Annotated in this window: 16 protein-coding genes; 13 read left to right on the top strand and 3 right to left on the bottom strand. The window is 71.2% G+C overall.

All coding sequences use genetic code 11. The annotated features are described in order from the left end of the window. Window positions 1–61 precede the first annotated feature (61 nt). Entirely contained in the window at window positions 62–1,399 is a 1,338-nt protein-coding gene (locus SLUN_RS16130) for a sensor histidine kinase (RefSeq protein WP_108149151.1), read from the top strand. Window positions 1,400–1,469: 70 nt separating this feature from the next. On the opposite strand, the gene SLUN_RS16125 is transcribed toward SLUN_RS16130, so the two are convergent. Next, a complete protein-coding gene (locus SLUN_RS16125; RefSeq protein ID WP_108149150.1) occupies window positions 1,470–1,961 on the bottom strand; it encodes an SUKH-3 domain-containing protein in 492 nt (163 codons plus the stop codon). A gap of 10 nt (window positions 1,962–1,971) precedes the next feature. Continuing rightward, window positions 1,972–2,478, bottom strand: a complete 507-nt coding sequence (locus SLUN_RS16120) for a YwqJ-related putative deaminase (RefSeq protein ID WP_108149149.1) — start codon at window positions 2,476–2,478, stop codon at window positions 1,972–1,974. Between the two features lie 217 nt (window positions 2,479–2,695). Here SLUN_RS16120 and SLUN_RS16115 point away from each other — a divergent pair, with 217 nt between their 5' ends. The 6 genes from SLUN_RS16115 to SLUN_RS16090 all read left to right on the top strand — a co-directional run bounded on the left by SLUN_RS16115 (window position 2,696) and on the right by SLUN_RS16090 (window position 10,787). Continuing rightward, the gene (locus SLUN_RS16115; RefSeq protein ID WP_108149148.1) at window positions 2,696–3,676 is read left to right on the top strand and encodes an SMI1/KNR4 family protein; all 981 of its coding nucleotides are present in this window, start codon (window positions 2,696–2,698) and stop codon (window positions 3,674–3,676) included. A 7-nt stretch (window positions 3,677–3,683) separates the two neighbouring features. Further along, window positions 3,684–6,257 (top strand): SUKH-4 family immunity protein, encoded by a 2,574-nt coding sequence (locus SLUN_RS16110; protein ID WP_108149147.1) that lies wholly within the window; start codon window positions 3,684–3,686, stop codon window positions 6,255–6,257. Between the two features lie 211 nt (window positions 6,258–6,468). Beyond that, window positions 6,469–7,359, top strand: a complete 891-nt coding sequence (locus tag SLUN_RS16105) for a coiled-coil domain-containing protein (protein ID WP_108149146.1) — start codon at window positions 6,469–6,471, stop codon at window positions 7,357–7,359. A 165-nt stretch (window positions 7,360–7,524) separates the two neighbouring features. Then, entirely contained in the window at window positions 7,525–9,117 is a 1,593-nt protein-coding gene (locus tag SLUN_RS16100; protein WP_306610700.1) for a serine/threonine-protein kinase, read from the top strand. Between the two features lie 118 nt (window positions 9,118–9,235). Next, complete coding sequence (locus SLUN_RS16095; RefSeq protein ID WP_108149144.1) at window positions 9,236–10,195, top strand: AAA family ATPase; 960 nt, start codon at window positions 9,236–9,238, stop codon at window positions 10,193–10,195. Next, on the top strand, window positions 10,134–10,787 hold the full coding sequence (locus SLUN_RS16090; protein ID WP_108149143.1) for a DUF4276 family protein: 654 nt from the start codon (window positions 10,134–10,136) through the stop codon (window positions 10,785–10,787). The genes SLUN_RS16095 and SLUN_RS16090 overlap by 62 nt, the downstream gene beginning before the upstream one ends. Here the strand turns inward: SLUN_RS16090 and SLUN_RS16085 are convergent. Beyond that, entirely contained in the window at window positions 10,784–12,370 is a 1,587-nt protein-coding gene (locus tag SLUN_RS16085; protein ID WP_108154780.1) for an MFS transporter, read from the bottom strand. The two genes, SLUN_RS16090 and SLUN_RS16085, sit on opposite strands and share 4 nt — an antisense overlap. A gap of 477 nt (window positions 12,371–12,847) precedes the next feature. Between SLUN_RS16085 and SLUN_RS16080 the strand changes: the two genes are divergently transcribed. The 6 genes from SLUN_RS16080 to SLUN_RS16055 all read left to right on the top strand — a co-directional run bounded on the left by SLUN_RS16080 (window position 12,848) and on the right by SLUN_RS16055 (window position 21,656). Then, window positions 12,848–13,636, top strand: coding sequence for an ABC transporter ATP-binding protein (locus tag SLUN_RS16080; RefSeq protein ID WP_108149142.1), 789 nt, complete (start codon window positions 12,848–12,850; stop codon window positions 13,634–13,636). Continuing rightward, complete coding sequence (locus SLUN_RS16075; protein WP_108149141.1) at window positions 13,633–16,236, top strand: ABC transporter permease; 2,604 nt, start codon at window positions 13,633–13,635, stop codon at window positions 16,234–16,236. The genes SLUN_RS16080 and SLUN_RS16075 overlap by 4 nt, the downstream gene beginning before the upstream one ends. A 221-nt stretch (window positions 16,237–16,457) precedes the next feature. After that, on the top strand, window positions 16,458–19,988 hold the full coding sequence (mfd, locus tag SLUN_RS16070; RefSeq protein ID WP_108149140.1) for a transcription-repair coupling factor: 3,531 nt from the start codon (window positions 16,458–16,460) through the stop codon (window positions 19,986–19,988). A 42-nt stretch (window positions 19,989–20,030) separates the two neighbouring features. Then, window positions 20,031–20,330 carry a ribbon-helix-helix domain-containing protein gene (locus SLUN_RS16065; protein ID WP_108149139.1) on the top strand — a complete coding sequence of 100 codons (300 nt, stop codon included), beginning with the start codon at window positions 20,031–20,033 and terminating at the stop codon, window positions 20,328–20,330. Next, entirely contained in the window at window positions 20,327–20,734 is a 408-nt protein-coding gene (locus SLUN_RS16060) for a hypothetical protein (RefSeq protein ID WP_108149138.1), read from the top strand. The genes SLUN_RS16065 and SLUN_RS16060 overlap by 4 nt, the downstream gene beginning before the upstream one ends. Window positions 20,735–20,870: 136 nt before the next feature. After that, the gene (locus SLUN_RS16055) at window positions 20,871–21,656 is read left to right on the top strand and encodes an HNH endonuclease family protein (RefSeq protein ID WP_257153737.1); all 786 of its coding nucleotides are present in this window, start codon (window positions 20,871–20,873) and stop codon (window positions 21,654–21,656) included. The last annotated feature ends 117 nt before the right edge of the window (window positions 21,657–21,773 follow it).

The following is a 21,773-nucleotide window of genomic DNA, read 5'->3' as shown; positions in this document are numbered from 1 at the left end:
CGAGCGCGGGCTGTCCGCACTCCCCGGAAAATGAGTCGCACCCGCCCGTAGGCTGGAAGACATGACCACAACGGGGGCACAGCAGGACGGCACGGGTACGACCACCCGTAGCCTCCTGTGGTGGGGACGGCGGCGAAGTGTCGCATTGGATGTGGGGCTGGGGCTCGTCTCCGCCTTCGAGTGCGCTCTGGAGGGTGTGGGGTTCGCGGAGAAGGCCGCGATTCCCGTGCCCATCGGGGTGCTGTTCGGGCTGGTCGTCGGGTCCGTGCTGGTGCTGCGCAGGCGGTGGCCGATCGCCGTGGTGCTGGTGTCGATCGCCACGACGCCCGCCGAGATGGGCTATCTGATGGGCGTCGTCGGGCTCTATACGCTCGCCGCGTCGGATGTGCCGCGCCGGATCACCGCGACGCTCGCCGGGATGTCGCTGGCCGCGACGCTCATCGTGACCTTCGTACGGGTACGCCAGGACGTTGCGTCCGCGGACTTCGACCCGGAGCCCGGGGCCTGGTACGTACCGACGATGGCGGGCTTCATGTCGCTCGGGCTGACCGCGCCGCCCGTGCTGTTCGGCCTCTATATAGGGGCCAGGCGCCGCCTCATGGAAAGCCTGCGGGAGCGCGCGGACAGCCTGGAGCAGGAGCTGTCGCTGCTGGCCGACCGGGCCGAGCAGCGGGCCCAGTGGGCGCGCACCGAGGAGCGGACCCGGATCGCGCGGGAGATGCACGACGTCGTGGCGCACCGGGTGAGCCTGATGGTGGTGCACGCGGCGGCCCTGCAGGCGGTGGCGCTGAAGGATCCGCAGAAGGCCGTGCGCAACGCCGCGCTGGTGGGGGACATGGGGCGCCAGGCGCTGACCGAGCTGCGGGAGATGCTCGGGGTGCTGCGCGCCGGGGAGAACGACGCCCGTGCGGCGAAGCCGGTGCCGCTCGCCGCGGTGGGGGTCGCCGCTGCCGCGGCGGCCGCGGCCGCCGCCGACGACGGGCCGTGCCTCGCGGACCTGGAGGGTCTGGTCGGCCAGTCCCGGCAGGCGGGGATGGTCGTGGAGCTCGCGGTGCAGGGCGAGGCGCGGGAGTACGCGCCGGAGGTTGAGCAGACCGCGTACCGGGTGGTCCAGGAGGCGCTGACCAACGTGCACAAGCACGCGGCCGGCGCGAAGGTGCTGGTGCGGCTCGCGCACCGCGCTGCCGAGGTCGCGATGCAGGTGGAGAACGGCGCTCCGGACGCGAGCGGCGGGGGCCCCGCCGCGGAGCTGCCGAGCGGCGGCAACGGTCTGGTGGGCATGCGGGAGCGGGTGCTGGCGCTGGGCGGGGTGTTCGTGTCCGGGCCGACGGACGCGGGCGGCTTCCGGGTGTCCGCGGTGCTGCCGGACCGGGACGGATGGGGCGAGCAGCAGCTCTGAGCGGACCACCATGGCCGCTCGGTTCACCGGCCCGGTTCAGGGTCTTGGTCCAGAGGCTCGGCGCGGGGGCTCAGTTCAGGGTCAGACGCGCCGGCTGTACGCCTGTGACCAGCGTGCCCAGCGCCTGGTCGATGTCCTGCCCCAGGTACCAGTCGCCGGTGTGGTCGAGGCTGTAGACCCGGCCCTCGCCGTCGATGGCGAGTACGGCCTGGCTGTCCCCCTCTTCCCCCAGCGGGGACATCTCGGTGTCCAGCGCGCGCCCCAGATCCGCCAGGGTGCGTGCGAGGTGGAGCCCGGCGAGCGGGTGGAAGAGCACGGGCGTGGGTGCGGTCTGCCGGCCCGGACCCGGAGCCGTGAGGCGCAGCCCGCCGAACTCCGCCCACGCCTCGACGGCCGCGGGGAAGACCGCGTGCCGGTGGCCGGCGGGCGAGGCGTACGCGCGCAGGGTGTCGGCCCAGTGCTCGGCCTGTTTGATGTCCCAACGGCCGGGCTGCCAGCCCGCGTCGCGCAGGGCGGCGTCGACGGCGACCGGGAACCGGGTCGTGCTGAGGTGGTCGGGCATCGGTGCGGGTTCAGCCGTTCTGGGTCGCGGTGGGGTCGACGGGGCGTACGCCGAAGTGGTCGAGCATCGCCGTGCAGGAACGGCAGGGCGGCGCATAACTGCCGTGCAGCGGATCGCCGTCCTCACGGATACGGCGTGCGGTCAGTTTCGCCCCCTTGAGCGTGCGCCGTGCCTCGCTGTGCGTCAGCGGCTTGCGCTGGGCCCGCTTGGAGCGCTGGGTCTCCGCGGCGCCGAGTTGGCGCGAGAGCAGGATCGCCTCGGGGCAGCGGCCGGTGAAGCGTTCGCGCTGACCGCTTGTGAGGGTGTCGAGGAAATCCTGTACGAGCGGATGGAGTGTGGGCGGCTGGTCGGCCTTCCCCGCGGTGCAGGCAAGGGTCTCGCCACGTACCGAGAGTGCCGCCGCCACGGTGGGCAGAATCCCGTCGCGACGGTGGCTGAGCGCGGGCGGCCGACCGGCCTGTGTACTGCTCCAGCCGAGGCGTGGATCACCTGAAGTACTTGGTTGCGCTGTGTGCATGGTGTGCTCGTCCCCTCCCTGCACTCCCCCGAGTTGCGGGGACAGCCTGCCAAATGCGGCGGGGGGTGCGGAAGCTGGGGCACTGAAACGTGTCGACCCGTCGGCAAACGGTCACTCAGTTGTGACTGTTGGTGATGGAAGCGGAGCGTCGGTCCTCCCTATTGCCCCACCGCTTAGGCTGTCCTGAACCAGCCAGAAGCAGCAGGGGGCATCCGTCATGACGACAGGTCGGCTCGGGCACGCCGCGCCACCGAACGCGGCCTACGCCGGGCAGGTCGTGAACTTCCCGGACCCGGTCCGGGCCTCCCGCCACCCAAGGGGTGTGCGTGTGGACGACAACGGCTTTCCGGACTTTTCGCCGTACGCGCGTGCCGCCGCGGAGATCGCCGAGCCCCCTGAGGGCTTCGGCGTCGACGAGCTGCGGCTCACCGACTACGTATCGGCGAACGCCGCGCTGCACGCCGACGGCCACGCGTTGTGGGACACGATTGCTTCGGTCGCCACTCCGCACGGCTGGACCTGGCACCACGTGCCGGGCACGCGCCGGCTCGAGCTGGTTCCGGTCGAGGTGAAGGCGCTGCTGCGGCATCACGGCGGGCTCGCGACGGCTCCGGTGGACCAGAGCAAGCGGGGTACGCGTCCGCTGCAGGAGACCCGGCCCGCGCACTTCGGTCTGCCGAAGGGTGTCGTGTCGGTCAGCGAGCAGCAGTTGCTGGGCGTCGAGGAGGATCTGGGCTACCGGCTTCCCGGCGCGTACCGCTCCTTCTTGAAGGCCGCGGGCGGCTGCGCCCCGAAGGGTGCCGCCCTCGACGCGGAGCTGGGGCTGCTGATCGACCAGCCGTTCTTCACGGTGCGGGACGAGGCCGCGGTCAATGACCTGGTGTACGTCAACAAGTGCCTGCGGGACCATCTCACCAAGGACTACTTGGGTGTTGCGTTCGTCCAGGGCGGGATTCTGACGGTGAAGGTCAGGGGCTCGGGCATCGGCTCGGTCTGGTTCTGTGCGTACGACGACGCGCGGGACCAGGACGGGTGGAACGTGCAGGAGCGCGTGGAGCGGCTGCTGCTGCCCTGTGGCGAGGACTTCGACGGTTTTCTGCAGCGGCTGGCGGGCAATCCGCCGGAGCTGGAGACCGTGGCGAACCTGATGGTGGACGGCGGCTTCGCGCGCGCCGTCCCGATCTCGGACGAGGGGTGACGGTCCGATGGTGACCTTCGCGCAGGCGCAGGAGCGCGCGGAAGAGTGGGTCAACGGCGACGTACCCGCGTATCAGCACCGTGAGGTGCGGGTGCGGGAGTTCGAGCTGGGCTTCGTGGTGTGGGCGGAGGACCGCGAGGGCGGTGCGCGTTCGGACGGCGGGCAGCAGCGGCTGGTGATCGCCCGGGACAGCGGTGAGGCAACGCTGTGGCCGGGGCTGCCGGTGGGTGAGGTGATCCGCCGGTACGAGGAGGAGTACGGGATACAGGACGAGGCGGCGGCCGCGGCCGCGGCGGAGCCGCCGCAGCGTATCGACCTGAATCAGACGTCGTTCCTGTTGAGCCCGCCGGAGTGGCTCCAGGAGGCGGCGGACAGGATCGGGATCCCGGACAGGTCGGGGGCTGCTGCCGGCCGGCCGTCGGGGGCGCCCGGTCCGACGGATGCTGGCGCGGGTGCCGCTGGTCCTGGTGTTGGTGCTGGCTCTGGTGGTGCCGGTGTGCCGTCGTCGGGGGCCGGCTGGTCCGCCCCCGCCATGAGTGCCCAGGACTCCAACGCCTCGCAGGCGGGCGGGAGTTCGTCCGCGCCCGGCTCGGCGTGGCCCGAGCCCGGTGCGTCCCGCGACAGCGCCTCGCAGGGCGGGTCCGTATGGCCCGACGCGGGTGCGGGCGACTACGAGCCGACGGCTTCCGAGGGTGTGCGCGCCACATCGGCCGGGGCCACTGGGTGGACGGACACCAGCGCGGGGTCCGGCGACGACGCGTCAGTGCCGCTGCCGGCCACGGTGTTCGCGCCGCCGATCTCCGGTTCCGACGACGATGACACTCCGCCGCCCGTCGTGGGCGCGGAGGCGCCGACCGCGCTGATGTCGGGCGGCAGCCAGCTGCCGCGGACCGCTGTCGCTCCGGCACTCAATACGCCGCCGGGCGGGCCTCAGGCTCCCCAGGCGCCGCAGCCACTGCCGCAGTCGCCTGCGCCCGGTGCGCCCGCTCGACCGGGCCCCGGCGCCGGTGACATCGCGGACGCGGCGACGAGCAAGGCATCCGTACCGCCGCGTCGCTCGCGCGGCGGCGGCTCCACGACTCCGCCGCCGCCCGGCGCTCCCGGAACTCCGGGTGCGCGGCCGGGTGCGACGCCGCCGCCGTCGGGTCCGGGTACTCCCGGTGCCCCCGCGGGCGGGTATCTGCCGACGCAACTCGTCTCCCAGCTCGGCCCGGAGGGCTCGCAGCCGCCCGGCCCGCCCGGTCCGCCTGCGCCTCCCGGTCCGCCGGGTGGTGGGGTGCACCATGCCGCGACGATGCTGGCGGATCCGAGCCAGATGGGTGGCCCGGGTGCGCCTGGTGCGCCGCAGCCCCCTGGCCCGCCCGGTGCGCCTGGTGCGCCGGGGGCTCCGCAGCCTCCTGGCCCGCCCGGAGCCCCACGCCCCGGCCCGCCCGGCGGTGGCGTGCACCATGCCGCGACCATGCTGGCCGGACCCGCCCAGATGGGTCCCGGCGCGCCCCAGCCTCCCGGCCCGCCCGGTGCGCCTCCCGGCCCCGTGCCGCATGCGCCGCAGTCGCACGGTGGTCAGCCGCCCGCGTACGGCTATCCGCCGCAGCCGCCGTCAGGCGTGCCGACTGTCGGCCCCGGCTACCAGGCCGTCCTGCGCTACCGCGCGCCCGACGGCTCCGAGGCCCAGCTGATCCGCCGCTCGGCGCCCGGCACTCCGCACCCGGAGTGGCAGATCCTGCATGAGCTGCGCGCCATGAACGTGCCGCCGCAGCAGGTGCTCGAGCTGCACACCGAGCTGGAGTCGTGCGAGCTGCCCGGCGGCTACTGCTCCCGGATGATCCGGGAGACCTGGCCGCAGGTGCGGATCACGTCCGTCGCGCCGTACGGCAGGGATCACGCCAGCCGGCAGCAGGGCATGCAGCATCTGCTCACGCACCAGGGCGAGTTGCACCAGGTCGCGGACGGTCCGGCGCGCCCCGCGCCGGTGCGGGCTCAGCTGCCGCAGGTGCCGCCGGCCCCGCCGATCCCTCCGGAGGCGGTCGCTCAGGAGCTGGTGGGCGCGTTCGGGCCGCAGGGCATCTGCCGGTTCGACCAGCGGGCCGTCTCGCGTCAGGGTGTGCCGGAGATCGTGGCCGCCACGCTGGTGTGGGCGGGTCTGCCGGGCGACTTCAACCCGTTCTTCTGGGCGCAGCCGGCCCAGCCGGTCGTCCCGACGCTGGCGGAACTCGCGGCGCAGCGGCAGGTGCAGGCGGCGGCGGACGCCGGCTCGTACCTGGTGGTGGGCAGCGACTTCGGCCGGGCGATCTGTGTCCAGTACGGCACGGCGCATATCGTGGCGGTGCCTGTGGAGGGGGGCCCGGGCGGTCAGCCGGTGGCGCCGCAGTTCGTCAACAGCGGGCTGCCGGAGTTCGTACGCTGCCTGGCGCTGCTCGGCCGGATGTGGCGGCTGCGTTTCAACCTCAACCCGGAGCAGGCCGGCCGCTGGACGGTCGACTTCCAGGCGCAGCTCGCCGCGCTGGACCCGGCGGCACTGGCCTCGCCGGAGAGCTGGTGGTCGGTGCTGCTGGAGCAGATGTGGGACGGACTGCTCTGACACGCTGATGTCCTGACATACGGATGACCGGGGCGCCCGACCTGCAACGACAGGCCGGGCGCCCCGCCGTTTACCCCAATTCCGACCTCTTTTCGCCATGGGCGCGTCCTTGACCGCTGCGGTTGGGTGGAGTGTCGCGTTATGGGCACTTCACTGCGATCCAGCAGGATATGCGCCATGTCGCGTTGTGTGTCGGAGAGGGGCTTGAAGCATGAGTGCTGCATCGGTGTCACCCCACGGCTTCGCCGCCGTACGTGGCCGGGGCTACCGCGTGGAGGAGACCGACGCCTATGTCGCCGCCCTGTCCCAGGACCGCGACGACGCCTGGGAACGCGCCGCGCGCCTCACCGTCCTCGCCAGGGAGATGGAGGCGGAGGCGGATGAGCTGCGCGGGGTCGTCTCGGCGCTCGCCCCGCAGACGTACGAGAGCCTCGGCCGCCGCGCCCAGACCGTGCTGGCGCTGACCGAGGAGGAGTCCGAGGAGCTGCGGACCGCCGCGCGGGACGAGGCGCAGGGTCTGCGCGACGCGGCCGAGGCGGCGGCCCGGCAGGTGCGCGAGGAGGCCCGTGAGTACGCGGACGGGGTCAGGGCGGACGCCGAGGCGCGCGCCCAGCACGTCTCGCTCACCGCGCAGACCACGGCCGACGAGACGCGTATCGACGCCCGTCGCGAGGTGAAGGAGCAGCGCGGTGAGGCCGTGGCCGCCTGGAAGGAGATGCGCCGCCGTGCCGAGGTCATGCTGGCCGGCCTGGAGGATGGCCAGGCCGAGCGCTGGGACGCGGTGGAGCGTGAAATCGCGTACCAGGAAGCCGAGTTGGACACCCGTCTCGCCGAGCTCGGCGTGTCCGCCGAGGGCGCGCTGTCCGACGCCAAGCGCACCTTCGCCGCCGCGGAGGAGCACGCCCGGCACGGCCAGGAGGACGCGGAGGCGCGGGCGGCGGAGCTGATCGCCGAAGCCCGGGTGCGCGAGGAGCGGATCGAGCGCGACACGGAGCAGGTGCTGAGGGAGCACGACGAGGCCCGCGACGAGATGGACGCGCACATGGCGCACATCCGCAGCAGCCTCACGACACTCACGGGCCGCGCGGCGGCGGAGGGCTGAGACACTGGCTGCTGACGGGGCAATCGCCATCACTCGAACGCCGGAACGGACCGCCGTCCTCGGGCCCTACGCTCCAGGGAACCGTCACCATGGCCTGAACCCTCTATCAGGGGGGTGCCGGTTATGGTGTCGGCTCCAGACAGGTAGGCGGTAGAGGGGCGCGTGGTGTCGGCGGAGCAAGGGCGGCAGGTTGCCGGGAGGTACCGGCTGCTGGAGCGCATCGGCCATGGCGGCATGGGCACCGTATGGCGGGCCGAGGACGAGCTCCTCGGTCGGCAGGTTGCGGTGAAGAGACTGCACGCCTCGCCGCATCTGGCCGACGACGAGCTCGCCACGCTGTACGAACGCACCCGCCGCGAGGCGCGCAGCGCCGCTCGTATCAGCCATCCCAATGTGGTCGTGGTGCATGACGTCGTGGACGACGAGGGGCTCCCTTGCGTCGTCATGGAGTACGTGCCCTCGCTGACGCTTGGCGATGTGCTCAAGAAGAGCGGACCGGTGTCGCCGGTCGAGGCGGCGCGGATCGGGCGGGGCATGGTCGGGGCGCTGCGGGCCGCGCACGCGGCCGGTGTGCTGCACCGGGACGTCAAGCCCGGGAACGTGCTGCTCGGCACCGACGGCCGCGTGGTGCTGACGGATTTCGGTATAGCCGTCGCCACCGGCACCTCCACCCTGACCAAGACGGGCGAGATGGTCGGGTCCATCGACTACGTGGCGCCGGAGCGGGTCAGGGGTGGGACGCCGGGGCCCGCGTCCGATCTCTGGTCGCTGGGCGCGACGCTCTACCAGGCAGTGGAGGGCAGGCCGCCGTTCCGCAGGGCCACCGCGCTCGAGACCGCGTATGCGATCGCCGTCGACGAGCTGGAACCGCCGCGGCGGGCCGCGTCGCTCGCTCCGTTGATCGAGGCGCTGCTGGTGAAGGACCCGGAGCGGCGGCCGTCGGCGGAGGCGGCGGAGCGGGCGCTCCGGGAGCCGGCGGCGGAGGCGGGGACCGCGCCGGTGGACCGCGCGAAGCTGCTGTCCCCGGACGATGGGGCTGGGTCCCCGAGCCCCGCACCGGGGCGCGGCTCCACAGCGGTGCTGCCCGCCTCGGCCGCTTCTCCGAGGCGCCGTCGCCGCGTGCGGGTGTGGGTGGCCGCCGCGGTCGTCGTCGCGGTCGCCGCAGGTGCGACAGCGGCGGCCCTGAACTTGAGCGGCGGGAACACCAAGGGGTCGCACCAGGCGGCGACCGGAAAGCCGACGCCTTCGCCTTCGCCTTCGACTTCGGCGAGTTCAACACCCTCGCCGGTCCCCGAGGGCTACCACCTCGTCAAGGAGAACGAGCTCGGCGTCTCCTTCCCCGTACCGGACGGCTGGACCCGTCGGCTCCCGGCCGGTGCGGACGAGAGGAACGAAATCGCCTACGTCTCCCCGAACGGATTGGTCGGAGTACGGGTCTCCGTGCTCGACTTCGCGAGCTCCGATCCTCTCCAGCACTGGAAGGACGACGAGACCACCTCCGTGAAGGAGGGGAAGCTGCCCGGCTACCGGCGGCTGCGGATGCAGAGCACGAGCTTCCGGGACCTGCCGGCCGCGATCTGGGAATTCACCTGGCAGGGCTCGGCGCGGGAGTGGCGCGGGTGCGACCTCGCGTTCGGCCGCCCTGGCGGGAACGAGTACGCGATCTACCTGTCGGCCCCCAAGGCCGAGTGGCAGCAGCACAAGCACATCTTCGACGACGTCAACGAAGGCTTCCGGCTGCCGGAGGATGACCGGTAGCCGCCCGTTTGAAGCCCCGACGGGCTGAGGCGGGCCGGATGCCTTCCGGTCCCACGACCCGGACGAGGGCTGCCGCGACTGCCGACCCGGGGAGCGGGCTGCGGCTTAGGGTGAGGGCATGCCGTACAAGATCTCTGAGGTGTCGGTCGAGGGCTTCACCTCGATCCGGGCCGCCACGCTGACGCTCGGCGATGTGACCGTGCTGGTGGGCGCGAACGGCGCCGGCAAGAGCAACGTCGTTGGGGTACTGGAGCTGCTCGGTCGTATGGCGGACTCGGAGCTCGGCCTCGCGGTCGGGCTGCGCGGTGGTGCGCAGGCGCTGCAGTATGTCGGGCCTCGTGCGGAGGAGGGGATTCGGCTCCGGGTGACGGCTGATCCGCATAGCTACGAGGCTCATCTTGTGCCGGCCGCCAACGACTCGCTGATCTTCGCGGAAGAGAAGTGGGGACGGCCTCCGGAAGGGCTCGCTCGCGGGCACAAGGAGTCGCAGCTACCGGGGCCGATGCGCTCTGTTCTCGGTGGCTGCCGGGTCTTCCATTTCCACGACACCAGCGTCAACGCACCGGTCAAGACGCTCGGTTTCACCGCCGACAACGAGGCGCTGCGTCCGGACGCGAGGAACCTGGCCGCGTTCCTGCTGCGGCTGCGTGAGGGTGAGCCCAAGACGTACCGGCGGATTGTTCGGGCGGTTCAGACCGTGGCGCCGTTCTTCCGGGACTTCCTCCTGGCCGAGGAGCCGGGCGGGAAGATCCGCCTGCGGTGGATGCAACAGGGCGTGGACGCGATTTTTCCTGCGGAGGCGCTGTCCGACGGGACGCTGCGGTACATCTGCCTCTGTGCGCTCCTGCTGCAGCCGGATCCGCCTGCGCTCCTCACCCTGGATGAGCCGGAGTTGGGGCTGCATCCCCATGCGGTGGTGCAGCTCGCGGACCTGTTGCGCTCGGCCGCAGTGCGCAGCCAGGTCGTCATCGCCACCCAGTCGGTGACCTTGCTCAACCAGTTCTCGCTGGACGACCTTGTGGTCGCGGAGCGGGAGGACGGCGGGACGGCACTTCGCCGGCCGGACCCTCGCCCCTGAGCTGTTCGAGGCCGGGATCATTCTCGTCCCCACCATCCTGCTGACCGGGACACGAGCGGGTGGCCCGTCCGGCAGGGGCGGGGTCAGCAAGTGGGCGAAGATCGAGAAGGATGTGAGGCTCCGCCTCGGCACAACCCCGCATTGGGCGGCGGTCACCACGCTCCTCGACTACTACGGACTTCCGCAGGACAGCCCAGGGATGGCCGAACGTCCGGCGGGTTCGGCACGGCGGCGTGTGGAGTACGTCGAGCAGCAGATCGCGGCGAGGATCGACCACCCCAGGTTCCTGCCGTATCTGGTGCTGCACGAGACCGAAACCTGGGTCTTCGCGGCGGCCGGGCAGTTGGGGGAGTGGGTCGAGGACGGCGCGTTGGCGGCGGAATTGAAGCGGCAGGCCGATGCGGCGGGCGGGCCGGAGTGCGTCAACGACGGTGCGGACACCGCGCCGTCGAAGCGACTGCTTGGGCTGTATCCGGCGTACAACAAGACCCAGGACGGTCCTGTGTCAGTCGCCGATCTCGGCTTGGCCGAACTACGGGCCGCGTGCCCGCACTTCGACTCCTGGATCGGCCGGCTGCTGGCTCTTGCCTAGCCCTCCGGCTTGTCGGCGATGACCGGGAAGCGCCGCGGCGCCACGAACACCAGGACCAGCAGGGCGACCACGGCCGCCGCTGCCGCGCCCACGTACACATGGTCCACCGCCGCGTCCACTGCGCGGCGCAGGTGGTCCGCCGACTCCGCCGTCAGCGAGGCCGGGTCGGCCAGTGCGTGCGAGACCGAGTCCAGGTCGCCCGTGCCGCCCAGGCGCGAGGCCAGCACCGTGTTGGCGACGGCGCCGAAGAGCGCGGCGCCCATGCTTTGGCCCACCTGGCGGCAGAACAGTACGGAGGCCGTCGTCGTACCCCGCTCCGACCAGCCCACCGTCGACTGGACGCCGACGATCAGCGGGAGTTGGAAGAGGCCGAGTGCGCCGCCGAGCAGCAGCATGATGAGGGCCGGCTGCCACGGTTCGCCCGGGTAGGGGAGGAGCGGGAAGGCCGCCAGGATCAGGGCGGCGAGTGCGATGCCGATGATCGCGGTCCGGCGGAAGCCGATGCGGTTGTAGACGTGGTTGGACAGGGCGGCGCTGACCGGCCAGCTCAGTGTCATCACGGAGAGCACGAAGCCCGCGGCGATCGGGCCGAGGCCGAGGACCGACTGGGCGTAGGTGGGGAGGAAGACCGTGGGCGCGACCATGAGCAGGCCCAGCGCTCCCAGCGCCAGATTCACCGCCGCGATGGTGCGCCGGCGCCAGACCCAGCCCGGGATGATCGGCTCGGCGGCCCGCCGCTCGATGAGGACGGTGACGGCAATGAGCACCGCGCTTCCGCCGAGCAGGGCGAGTGAGGGCGCGGAGAGCCAGGGCCAGGCGATGCCGCCCTGGACGAGCGCGGTCAGCAGGAGCGTGCCGGCCGCGAAGACGGCGAGCGCGCCCGCCCAGTCGATACGAGGACGGCGCACCGGCTTCGTACGCTGCGGCTCGACCAGGTGGCGGGCGACCAGCCACAGGGCGACCGCGCCGACCGGCAGGTTGATCAGGAAGATCCAGCGCCAGTCGGCGTACGCGGCGAGCAGCCCGCCGATCGCGGGCCCGGCCACCGCCGCGCTCGCCCACACCGTCGACAACTTGGCCTGGATCTTGGGGCGTTCCTTCAGCGGGTAGAGGTCGGCGGCGATGGTCTGCACCGTGCCCTGGAGGGCTCCGCCACCCAGTCCCTGCACCACCCGGAAGGCGATCAGCGACGCCATGTTCCAGGCGCCCGCGCACAGCAGTGAGCCGACGAGGAACACGACGATGCCGGTGATCAGGACCGGCTTGCGGCCGAAGGTGTCGGAGAGCTTCCCGTACACCGGCAGGCTCACCGTCACGGCGAGCAGATAGCCGGAGAAGAGCCAGGAGAAGACCGTGAAGCCGCCGAGGTCGCCGACGATCTGGGGTACGGCGGTGGAGACGATGGTGCCGTCGAGCGCGGCGAGCGCCATCCCGAGCATGAGAGCGGCGACGACGGGCCCGCGCCCCCGCCCCGGAGGGCCGGCGTCCGAGGAGCCGGACCTGGCGCCGGCTCCCGCGCCTGCCCCCGCGGCGTCCGCCGGGGACCCCGTGCCCGCTCCCGCGGTTGCCTCCGCCCCGGGCAGCGCCCGCGCGTGCCCCTCCCCAGGTATCTCGCCCGCACCGCCCCCGCTCGCGCCCACCGCTGGATCCTTTCCCCCTGCATCTATTTCCCGGGACACCCTCTCACTTGAGCCTCACGCAGGGGGAGGGTGCAGGCTCATCGGGTGCCCGTCCACCCGGAGGTGGAGAGCCCCTAGGGGCTTCTCCTTACTCATGACCGGGGGACGTTCGTCCCGGGGGACGACGAGGAGGGGAGGTCCGATTCCTTAGCTTGGTCTTACGGCCGCAGCTGAGGCCCGCACCACCGGGGGTGGGGAAAACCCCCGGCTCAAGACTGCACTGGGCACCAGCGCGCCGGACCGCTTCCGCCGACAGACTCGGACGTACGCGGCGACCACTTGGCGACAGCCCGAAGTTCGACGGCCAGAAGCTCGAACCCCCGCTCGACACCCGCACCTCGGTAACCCATATCTGAACATCACCGACTTAGGAGATATACCGTGACAACGGCTGTGACCATTCCCCGGCACGGGGACACCGGAGGGCGTACGGCCGTCGCCGCGCGAGGGCGGCAGGTCGTCAAGGCGTACGGCTCCGGGGACACCCGCGTCGTAGCGCTCGACCAGGTCGACGTCGACATCGCCCGCGGGCAGTACACCGCGATCATGGGCCCGTCCGGCTCCGGCAAGTCCACGCTGATGCACTGCCTGGCCGGCCTCGACACCGTCACCTCGGGCGAGATCTACCTCGACGACACCGAGATCACCAAGCTCAAGGACAAGCGGCTCACGCAGCTGCGCCGGGACCGGATCGGCTTCATCTTCCAGGCCTTCAACCTGCTGCCGACCCTCAACGCCCTGGAGAACATCACGCTCCCGATGGACATCGCCGGCCGTAAGCCGGACGCCGCGTGGCTGAACCGCGTCGTGGAGACCGTCGGCCTGATCGACCGCCTCAAGCACCGGCCCACCCAGCTCTCCGGCGGCCAGCAGCAGCGCGTCGCCGTGGCCAGGGCGCTCGCCGCCCGACCCGAGATCATCTTCGGTGACGAGCCGACCGGAAACCTCGACTCCCGCGCGGGCGCCGAGGTCCTCGGCTTCCTGCGCCGCTCGGTCGACGAGCTCGGCCAGACCATCGTGATGGTCACGCACGACCCGGTGGCCGCCTCGTACGCGGACCGTGTCCTGTACCTCGCCGACGGCCGCATCGTCGACGAGATGTTCAAGCCGACCGCCGACGCCGTACTGGACCGGATGAAGGACTTCGACGCACGGGGGCGGACGTCGTGACTGTATGGAAGACCTCGATGCGCAACTTCTTCGCGCACAAGGGGCGAATGGCGCTCTCGGCCGTGGCGGTGCTGCTGTCGGTGGCCTTCGTGTCGGGGACGCTCGTCTTCACCGACACGATGAACACGACGTTCGACAAGCTCTTCGCCGCGACCGCGTCCGATGTCACCGTCAGCCCCAAGAGCGCCGGCGGCGCGGGTGACGACGAGAACCCGGAGACCGGCAAGCCCGAGTCGCTGCCCGCCTCACTCGTCGGCAAGGTGGCGAAGGCGCCGGGCGCCGAGTCCGCCGAGGGCGCGGTCACGAGTATGAGCGTGACCGTCGTCAACTCCGCGAACAAGGACATGGGTTCCAGCAGCGGCGCCCCGACGATCGCCGGCAACTGGACCCAGAACGACCTCAAGGCCATGGAGATCACCTCCGGTCACGCACCGCGGGGCCCCACCGACGTGATGGTCGACGCCGACACCGCCGAGAAGCACCACCTGAAGATCGGTGACGAGCTGCGTACCATCGCCGTCACCGGCGACTTCACCGCCAAGGTCTCCGGCATCGCCTCCTTCAAGGTCACCAACCCCGGTGCGACCGTCGTCTACTTCGACACCGCCACCGCGCAGCGTGAACTGCTCGGCAAGGAAGGCCTGTTCACCGGCATCTCCGTCACTGCGGCGGCGGGCGTGAGCGACGAGCAGCTCAAGCAGAACGTCGCCACGACGCTGAGCGACGCGGGCGGCACGGGCACAGGCGGCACGTACAAGCTGCAGACGGCGAAGGAAGCCGCGGACTCAAGCCGCGAGGACGTCGGCTCCTTCCTCGACGTGATGAAGTACGCGATGCTCGGCTTCGCCGGGATCGCCCTCCTCGTCGGCATCTTCCTGATCGTCAACACCTTCTCGATGCTGGTCGCCCAGCGCACCCGAGAGATCGGCCTGATGCGGGCCATCGGCTCCAGCCGCAAGCAGGTCAACCGTTCCGTACTGCTCGAGGCGCTGCTGCTCGGCATCGTCGGATCCATCGCGGGCGTCGCCGCCGGTGTGGGTCTGGCCGTCGGACTGATGAAGCTGATGGGCTCCATGGGCATGGAGCTGTCCACCAGCGATCTGACGGTGAAGGTGACGACCCCGGTGGTCGGACTCGTCCTCGGCATCGTCGTCACCGTCGTCGCCGCGTACGTCCCGGCCCGGCGGGCCGGCAAGATCTCCCCGATGGCCGCCCTGCGCGACGCCGGTACGCCGGCCGACGGCAAGGCGGGCCGGATCCGGGCCGGGATCGGTCTGCTCCTCACCGGCGGCGGCGCGGCGGCGCTCCTGGTCGCGACGCAGGCCGACAAGGCGAGCGAGGGATCGATGTTCCTCGGCCTGGGCGTGGTCCTCTCGCTCATCGGCTTCGTCGTCATCGGCCCGCTGCTCGCGGGTGTCGTGGTGCGGGCGCTCAGCGCGGTCGTGCTGCGGATGTTCGGCCCGGTCGGGCGGCTCGCGGAGCGCAACGCGCTGCGCAACCCGCGGCGTACCGGAGCGACGGGTGCGGCCCTGATGATCGGGCTCGCGCTGGTGGCGTGCCTGTCGGTGGTCGGCTCCTCGATGGTGGCCTCGGCCACGGACGAGCTCGACAAGTCGGTCGGCGCGGACTTCATCATCCAGTCCGGCAAGGGCCAGCCGTTCGTGCCGCAGGTCGAGAAGGCCCTGAAGAAGGCCCCGCACATCGAGCACGTCACCGACTACAAGGGCGTGGTGACGAAGCTGACCTCGCCCGACGGCAGGACGGAGGACGAGGAGCTCGTCGCCGCCGACCCGACGTACGCACAGGATCTGCGCCGCGAGACCGTCGCGGGCGAGCTGTCGGCCGCGTACGGCAAGAACGCGATGTCGGTCGGTGACACCTACGCCAAGAGGCACGGCGTCAAGGTCGGCGACACGATCAAGGTCGCGTTCAAGAATGGCGGGACCGCCGAGCTGAAGATCGCGGCGATCACCTCCGACGACGGCAACGTCGACAAGGGCGCGATGTACACCAGCATCACGACCGCCGCGCAGTACATCCCCGCCGACAGGATGCCGCAGAACCAGATGATGTTCGCGAAGGCCGAGGACGGCAAGGCGAAGGAGGCGTACGCGGCCCTGAAGGCGTCGATCGCCGACTACCCGCAGTACAAGGTGCAGAACCAGACCGACTTCAAGCAGCAGCTGAAGGACCAGATCGGCCAGCTGCTGAACATCGTCTACGGTCTGCTGGCGCTCGCGATCATCGTCGCGGTGCTGGGTGTGGTGAACACCCTGGCGCTCTCGGTGGTCGAGCGCACCCGCGAGATCGGCCTGATGCGCGCCATCGGCCTCTCGCGCCGCCAGCTGCGCCGCATGATCCGCCTCGAATCGGTGGTCATAGCCCTCTTCGGCGCCCTGCTGGGCCTCGGCCTGGGCATGGGCTGGGGCACGGCGGCCCAGAAGCTGCTGGCGCTGGAGGGCCTGAAGGTGCTGGAGATCCCGTGGTCGACGATCATCACGGTCTTTGTGGCGTCGGCGTTCGTGGGGCTGTTCGCGGCACTGGTACCCGCGTTCAGGGCGGGCAGGATGAACGTCCTGAACGCGATCGCCACGGAGTAGGGGTGGCGATACGGTAGGGGGCCCGGCCCCGGGGAGTTCCTCCAAACTCCCCGGGGCCGGGGTTTTTCGTGGGCGCGGTGTGCGCGGTCGCCGCCCCGCCCGACACCGTGCCGCGACGATTCCGGACGCGGCTGTCACAGGAGCGTCGTACGCTGGAGACCCCCGGCCCGTTCGACGTGTCGGGCGGTTCGCGTTGCCCACTCCTCGGATGGAAACCCTTCATGAGCCTGCACGGTCTGCTCGATGCCGTCGTACGTGACCCGGCGCTCGCCGAAGCGGTGAAGGCTGCCGCGGACGGTCACCGTATGCATGTCGACCTGGTCGGCCCGCCCGCCGCGCGCCCCTTCGCGGTGGCCGCGCTGGCCCGCGAGGCCTCCCGCCCGGTGCTGGCAGTCACGGCGACCGGGCGGGAGGCCGAGGACCTGGCGGCCGCGCTGCGCTCGCTGCTGCCCGAGGAGGGCATCGCCGAGTACCCCTCCTGGGAGACCCTGCCGCACGAGCGGCTCTCGCCCCGCTCCGACACCGTGGGCCGCAGGCTCGCGGTGCTGCGCAGGCTGGCCCACCCGACGGACGACGACCCGGCGACCGGACCGGTCTCGGTCGTCGTCGCGCCCATCCGCTCCGTACTCCAGCCGCAGGTCAAGGGGCTCGGCGACCTGGAGCCCGTGGCGCTGCGCACCGGGCAGCGGGCCGATCTGAACGAGATCGTGGACAGCCTCGCGGCAGCGGCGTACTCCCGGGTCGAACTGGTCGAGAAGCGCGGCGAGTTCGCGGTCCGCGGCGGGATTCTCGATGTCTTTCCGCCGACCGAGGAGCACCCCCTGCGGGTGGAGTTCTGGGGCGACGACGTCGAGGAGATCCGGTACTTCAAGGTCGCCGACCAGCGCTCGCTGGAGGTCGCCGAGCACGGGCTGTGGGCGGCGCCCTGCCGCGAGCTGCTGCTGACCGAGGACGTACGGCAGCGGGCCGCCGCGCTCGCCGAGCTCCACCCCGAGCTGGGTGAGCTGCTCGGCAAGATCGCCGAGGGGATCGCGGTCGAGGGCATGGAGTCCCTCGCGCCGGTCCTCGTCGACGACATGGAGCTGCTGCTCGACGTCCTGCCGAAGGGCTCGATGGCCGTGGTCTGCGACCCGGAGCGGGTGCGGAGGCGGGCGGCGGACCTGGTGGCGACCTCGCAGGAGTTCCTGCAGGCGTCCTGGGCGGCGACGGCCGGCGGCGGCGAGGCCCCGATCGACGTCGGCGCGGCCTCGCTGCGGGGGATCGCGGACGTACGGGACCGGGCGCGCGAGCTCGGCATGATGTGGTGGTCCGTCTCGCCGTTCGCGGCCGACGAGGAACTGTCCGACGACACCCTCAAGCTCGGGATGCACGCCCCCGAGACGTACCGCGGCGACACCGCGCGGGCGCTCGCCGACACCAAGGGCTGGCTGGCCGACGGCTGGCGGACGGTGTACGTGACGGAGGCGCACGGGCCTGCCGCCCGTACCGTCGAGGTGCTGGGCGGCGAAGGCATCGCGGCCCGTCTCGACAGGGACCTCGACGAGATCTCGCCGTCCGTCGTCCATGTCACGTGCAGCTCGATCGACTACGGCTTCGTCGACCCGGGCCTCAAGCTCGCGGTGCTGACCGAGACCGATCTGTCGGGCCAGAAGGCGGCCGGCAAGGACGGCCAGCGGATGCCGACCCGGCGCCGCAAGACGATCGACCCTCTCACCCTGGAGGCGGGCGACTACATCGTCCACGAGCAGCACGGTGTGGGCCGCTACATCGAGATGGTGCAGCGGACGGTGCAGAACGCCACCCGCGAGTATCTGCTCGTCGAGTACGCCCCGGCCAAGCGCGGCCAGCCCGGCGACCGGCTGTACATCCCGACCGACCAGCTGGAGCAGGTCACCAAGTACGTCGGCGGCGAGGCCCCGACCCTGCACCGCCTCGGCGGCGCGGACTGGACGAAGACCAAGGCGCGCGCGAAGAAGGCGGTCAAGGAGATCGCCGCCGACCTGATCAAGCTCTACTCCGCGCGGATGGCGGCCCCCGGTCATGCCTTCGGCCCGGACTCGCCCTGGCAGCGGGAGCTGGAGGACGCGTTCCCGTATGTCGAGACGCCCGACCAGCTCTCCACGATCGCCGAGGTCAAGGAGGACATGGAGAAGACGGTCCCGATGGACCGGCTGGTCTGCGGCGACGTCGGCTACGGAAAGACGGAGATCGCGGTACGGGCGGCGTTCAAGGCGGTCCAGGACGGCAAGCAGGTCGCGGTGCTGGTCCCGACGACGCTGCTGGTGCAGCAGCACTTCGGCACCTTCTCCGAGCGGTACTCCCAATTCCCGGTGAACGTGCGGGCGTTGAGCCGTTTCCAGTCCGACACGGAGGCGAAGGCGACGCTGGAGGGGCTGCGGGACGGCACGGTCGACATCGTCATCGGCACGCACCGGCTGTTCTCCGCGGAGACCAAGTTCAAGGACCTGGGACTGGTCGTCGTCGACGAGGAGCAGCGCTTCGGTGTGGAGCACAAGGAGCAGCTGAAGAAACTCCGCGCCAACGTGGACGTCCTCACCATGTCCGCGACGCCGATTCCCCGCACTTTGGAGATGGCGGTCACCGGCATCCGCGAGATGTCGACAATCACGACCCCGCCGGAGGAGCGCCACCCGGTGTTGACCTTCGTCGGCCCGTACGAGGAGAAGCAGCTCGGCGCGGCCATCCGCCGTGAACTGCTGCGCGAGGGCCAGGTCTTCTACATCCACAACCGGGTGGAGTCGATCGACCGGGCCGCGGCGCGGCTGCGCGAGATCGTGCCCGAGGCGCGCATCGCGACCGCCCACGGCCAGATGCCCGAGTCGGCGCTGGAGCAGGTGGTGGTGGACTTCTGGGAGAAGAAGTTCGACGTGCTCGTCTCGACGACGATCGTCGAGTCCGGCATCGACATCTCCAACGCCAACACCCTGATCGTCGAGCGCGGCGACAACTTCGGCCTCTCGCAGCTGCATCAGCTGCGCGGCCGCGTGGGCCGTGGCCGCGACCGGGGTTACGCGTACTTCCTCTACCCGCCGGAGAAGCCGCTCACCGAGACCGCGCACGAGCGCCTCGCGACGATCGCCCAGCACACCGAGATGGGCGCGGGTATGTACGTGGCGATGAAGGACCTGGAGATCCGCGGCGCGGGCAATCTGCTCGGCGGCGAGCAGTCCGGCCATATCGCGGGCGTCGGCTTCGACCTGTACATCCGCATGGTGGGCGAGGCGGTCGCCGACTACCGCGCGGCGGTCGACGGCGGTGTGGAGGAGGAGCCCCCGCTCGAGGTCAAGATCGAGCTCCCGGTCGACGCGCATGTCCCGCACGACTACGCGCCGGGCGAGCGGCTGCGGCTGCAGGCGTACCGATCGATCGCGTCGGCGAACACCGAGGCGGACATCAAGGCGGTCCGCGAGGAACTGACCGACCGCTACGGCAAGCTCCCGGAACCGGTCGAGAACCTGCTCCTGGTGGCGGGCCTGCGGATGCTGGCGCGGGCGTGCGGGGTGGGCGAGATCGTGCTCCAGGGCCCGAACATCCGCTTCGCGCCGGTGGAGTTGAGGGAGTCGCAGGAGCTGCGGCTGAAGCGCCTCTACCCGCGCACGGTCATCAAGCCGACGATCCACCAGATCCTGGTACCGCGCCCGACGGCGGGCAAGATCGGCGGAAAGCCGGTGGTGGGGCGCGAACTGCTCGGATGGACGGGCGAGTTCCTCACGACGATTCTCGGCTCCTAGTCCGGCCGCGCGCATGTTCATACGCCGTGTTACCTTCGAGGTATGGCGAAGACTCGCGTGACGTTCACCATCGACCCGGCGGATGCCGAACGGCTCCGCCGGGCCGCAGAGCGGGCCGGCGTCACGGTGTCCGCGTACATCGAGGCCCGTGTGCTCGCTTCGGTCGAACAGGACGAAGCCATAAGGAAGACATTCCGTGATGCCGATGCGGCGACCAATGCCGCCTATGCGGCCGCCGACGCCGCGATCTGGCCCGAGCCCGAGCCGATGACGGCGGAGGAGAAGGCAGAGGCGGACGCGGTGCTTGAGCGCTTCTTCGGCAAGATGCAGCGCTCCGCATGACGGCATACGTCGTCTACGACAGCGGTGCACTGATCGCCGTGGAGCGGGGCAGCGCGAAATTCCGGTACCTGCACCGGGCGTGGCGGGCCGCCGGAGTTACGCCCGTGGTTCCCGGCCCGGTGGTGGCGCAGGTTTGGCGAGGCGGCGCGCGACAGTACGCGCTGGCCGAGTTCCTCAAGCAGTGCCGGGTGTTCGTGAACTACACCGAGAACGACTACCGGCGTGCGGGATGGATGCTGGGGCAGGCGGATCTTCCGCCGAAGAAGCGGCCGGACGCGGTGGACGCGCTGGTCGTCGTGACGGCCGTTCTGCACTACACGGATACGGTCGTCACCTCCAACCCCGCGGACCTCGTCGCATACGCGGCGACGCTGGACAGAAAGCTCGACGCCGTAGCCGTCTGAGGCCCGGCCGGCGCCACACCGCCCGCGGGGGCCGGCTCGGCTCCGTGGGCGGTGCGTGTGTGTTTGTGTGTGCCTTCCGGAGGGGGTGGGACAGCCTCCGTACCTGGTAAAGGACTTGGCTCAGTAAAGTACGAAGGTGAACAGACTCGGGGTTCGAATATCGCGCGCGCTCGCCGGCGGGCTGACAGCGGTCGTCGCAGGCGCACTCCTCACCGGCTGCGAGGGCGGTCTCCCGGGGGATGCCAAAGCCTCCGACTCGGCCGCCGCGCCCACCGCCCCGGGCTCGGGCGGCGGCACCAGCCCGCTGGCCAACCCCGAGGGTACGAAGCCCGGCCTCGCCGCGATCACCTCCGAGCAGGACCGGGCCGCCGCCCGCCGGCTCATCGAGAAGGTGTCCACCAAGGGGCGCGGCCCGAGGACGGGCTACGCCCGCGACAGGTTCGGCTACGCCTGGATGGACTCGGCCGACGGCGTGCCGCTTGCGAGGAATGGGTGTGACACTCGAAACGATCTTATTCGCCGCGACGGCCTGAACCTCCGCTTCCGGGCAGGCTCCGACTGCGTCGTCATCGCCATGACGCTGCATGACCCGTACACCGGGACGACCATCGAGTGGCGCAAGGAGAATGCCTCCGAGGTGCAGGTAGACCATGTGGTGCCGTTGTCGTACAGCTGGCAAATGGGCTCCTCGCGCTGGCCGCTGAACAAGCGCAAGCAGTTCGCGAACGACGTGCTCAATTTGATCCCGGTCGAGGGCCGCGCCAACTCCGCCAAGCGCGACTCGGGTCCCGCGTCCTGGCTCCCGCCGAACAAGCGGATCCGCTGCTCGTACGCGGTACGTGTCTCCCAGGTGGCGGTCAAGTACGGACTGCCGGTGACCGCGGCGGACAAGCGGACGATGCTCACGCAGTGCGGCGGCTGAGGCCCATCGGGTGTGACGCACGGCTGAGACGCGAAGGAGGCCGCCCTGGGCACCCGGGGGCGGTGGCGTTCGGCGCGGGATGTACCGTACGGCCGTCCTGCCCGTATCCGTACGTAC

Source organism: Streptomyces lunaelactis (assembly GCF_003054555.1).
Taxonomy (GTDB): domain Bacteria; phylum Actinomycetota; class Actinomycetes; order Streptomycetales; family Streptomycetaceae; genus Streptomyces; species Streptomyces lunaelactis.
The sequence above is the reverse complement of the archived record's forward strand: the minus strand, read 5'-3'. Positions and strand labels throughout refer to the sequence as shown.

Excerpts from the sequence above, each read along its gene's own strand:
- SLUN_RS16130 (WP_108149151.1), top strand. The coding sequence starts at position 62 with ATGACCACAACGGGGGCACAGCAGGACGGCACGGGTACGACCACCCGT.
- SLUN_RS16125 (WP_108149150.1), bottom strand. The coding sequence starts at position 1,961 with ATGCCCGACCACCTCAGCACGACCCGGTTCCCGGTCGCCGTCGACGCC.
- SLUN_RS16120 (WP_108149149.1), bottom strand. The coding sequence starts at position 2,478 with ATGCACACAGCGCAACCAAGTACTTCAGGTGATCCACGCCTCGGCTGG.
- SLUN_RS16115 (WP_108149148.1), top strand. The coding sequence starts at position 2,696 with ATGACGACAGGTCGGCTCGGGCACGCCGCGCCACCGAACGCGGCCTAC.
- SLUN_RS16110 (WP_108149147.1), top strand. The coding sequence starts at position 3,684 with ATGGTGACCTTCGCGCAGGCGCAGGAGCGCGCGGAAGAGTGGGTCAAC.
- SLUN_RS16105 (WP_108149146.1), top strand. The coding sequence starts at position 6,469 with ATGAGTGCTGCATCGGTGTCACCCCACGGCTTCGCCGCCGTACGTGGC.
- SLUN_RS16095 (WP_108149144.1), top strand. The coding sequence starts at position 9,236 with ATGCCGTACAAGATCTCTGAGGTGTCGGTCGAGGGCTTCACCTCGATC.
- mfd (WP_108149140.1), top strand. The coding sequence starts at position 16,458 with ATGAGCCTGCACGGTCTGCTCGATGCCGTCGTACGTGACCCGGCGCTC.
- SLUN_RS16065 (WP_108149139.1), top strand. The coding sequence starts at position 20,031 with ATGGCGAAGACTCGCGTGACGTTCACCATCGACCCGGCGGATGCCGAA.
- SLUN_RS16060 (WP_108149138.1), top strand. The coding sequence starts at position 20,327 with ATGACGGCATACGTCGTCTACGACAGCGGTGCACTGATCGCCGTGGAG.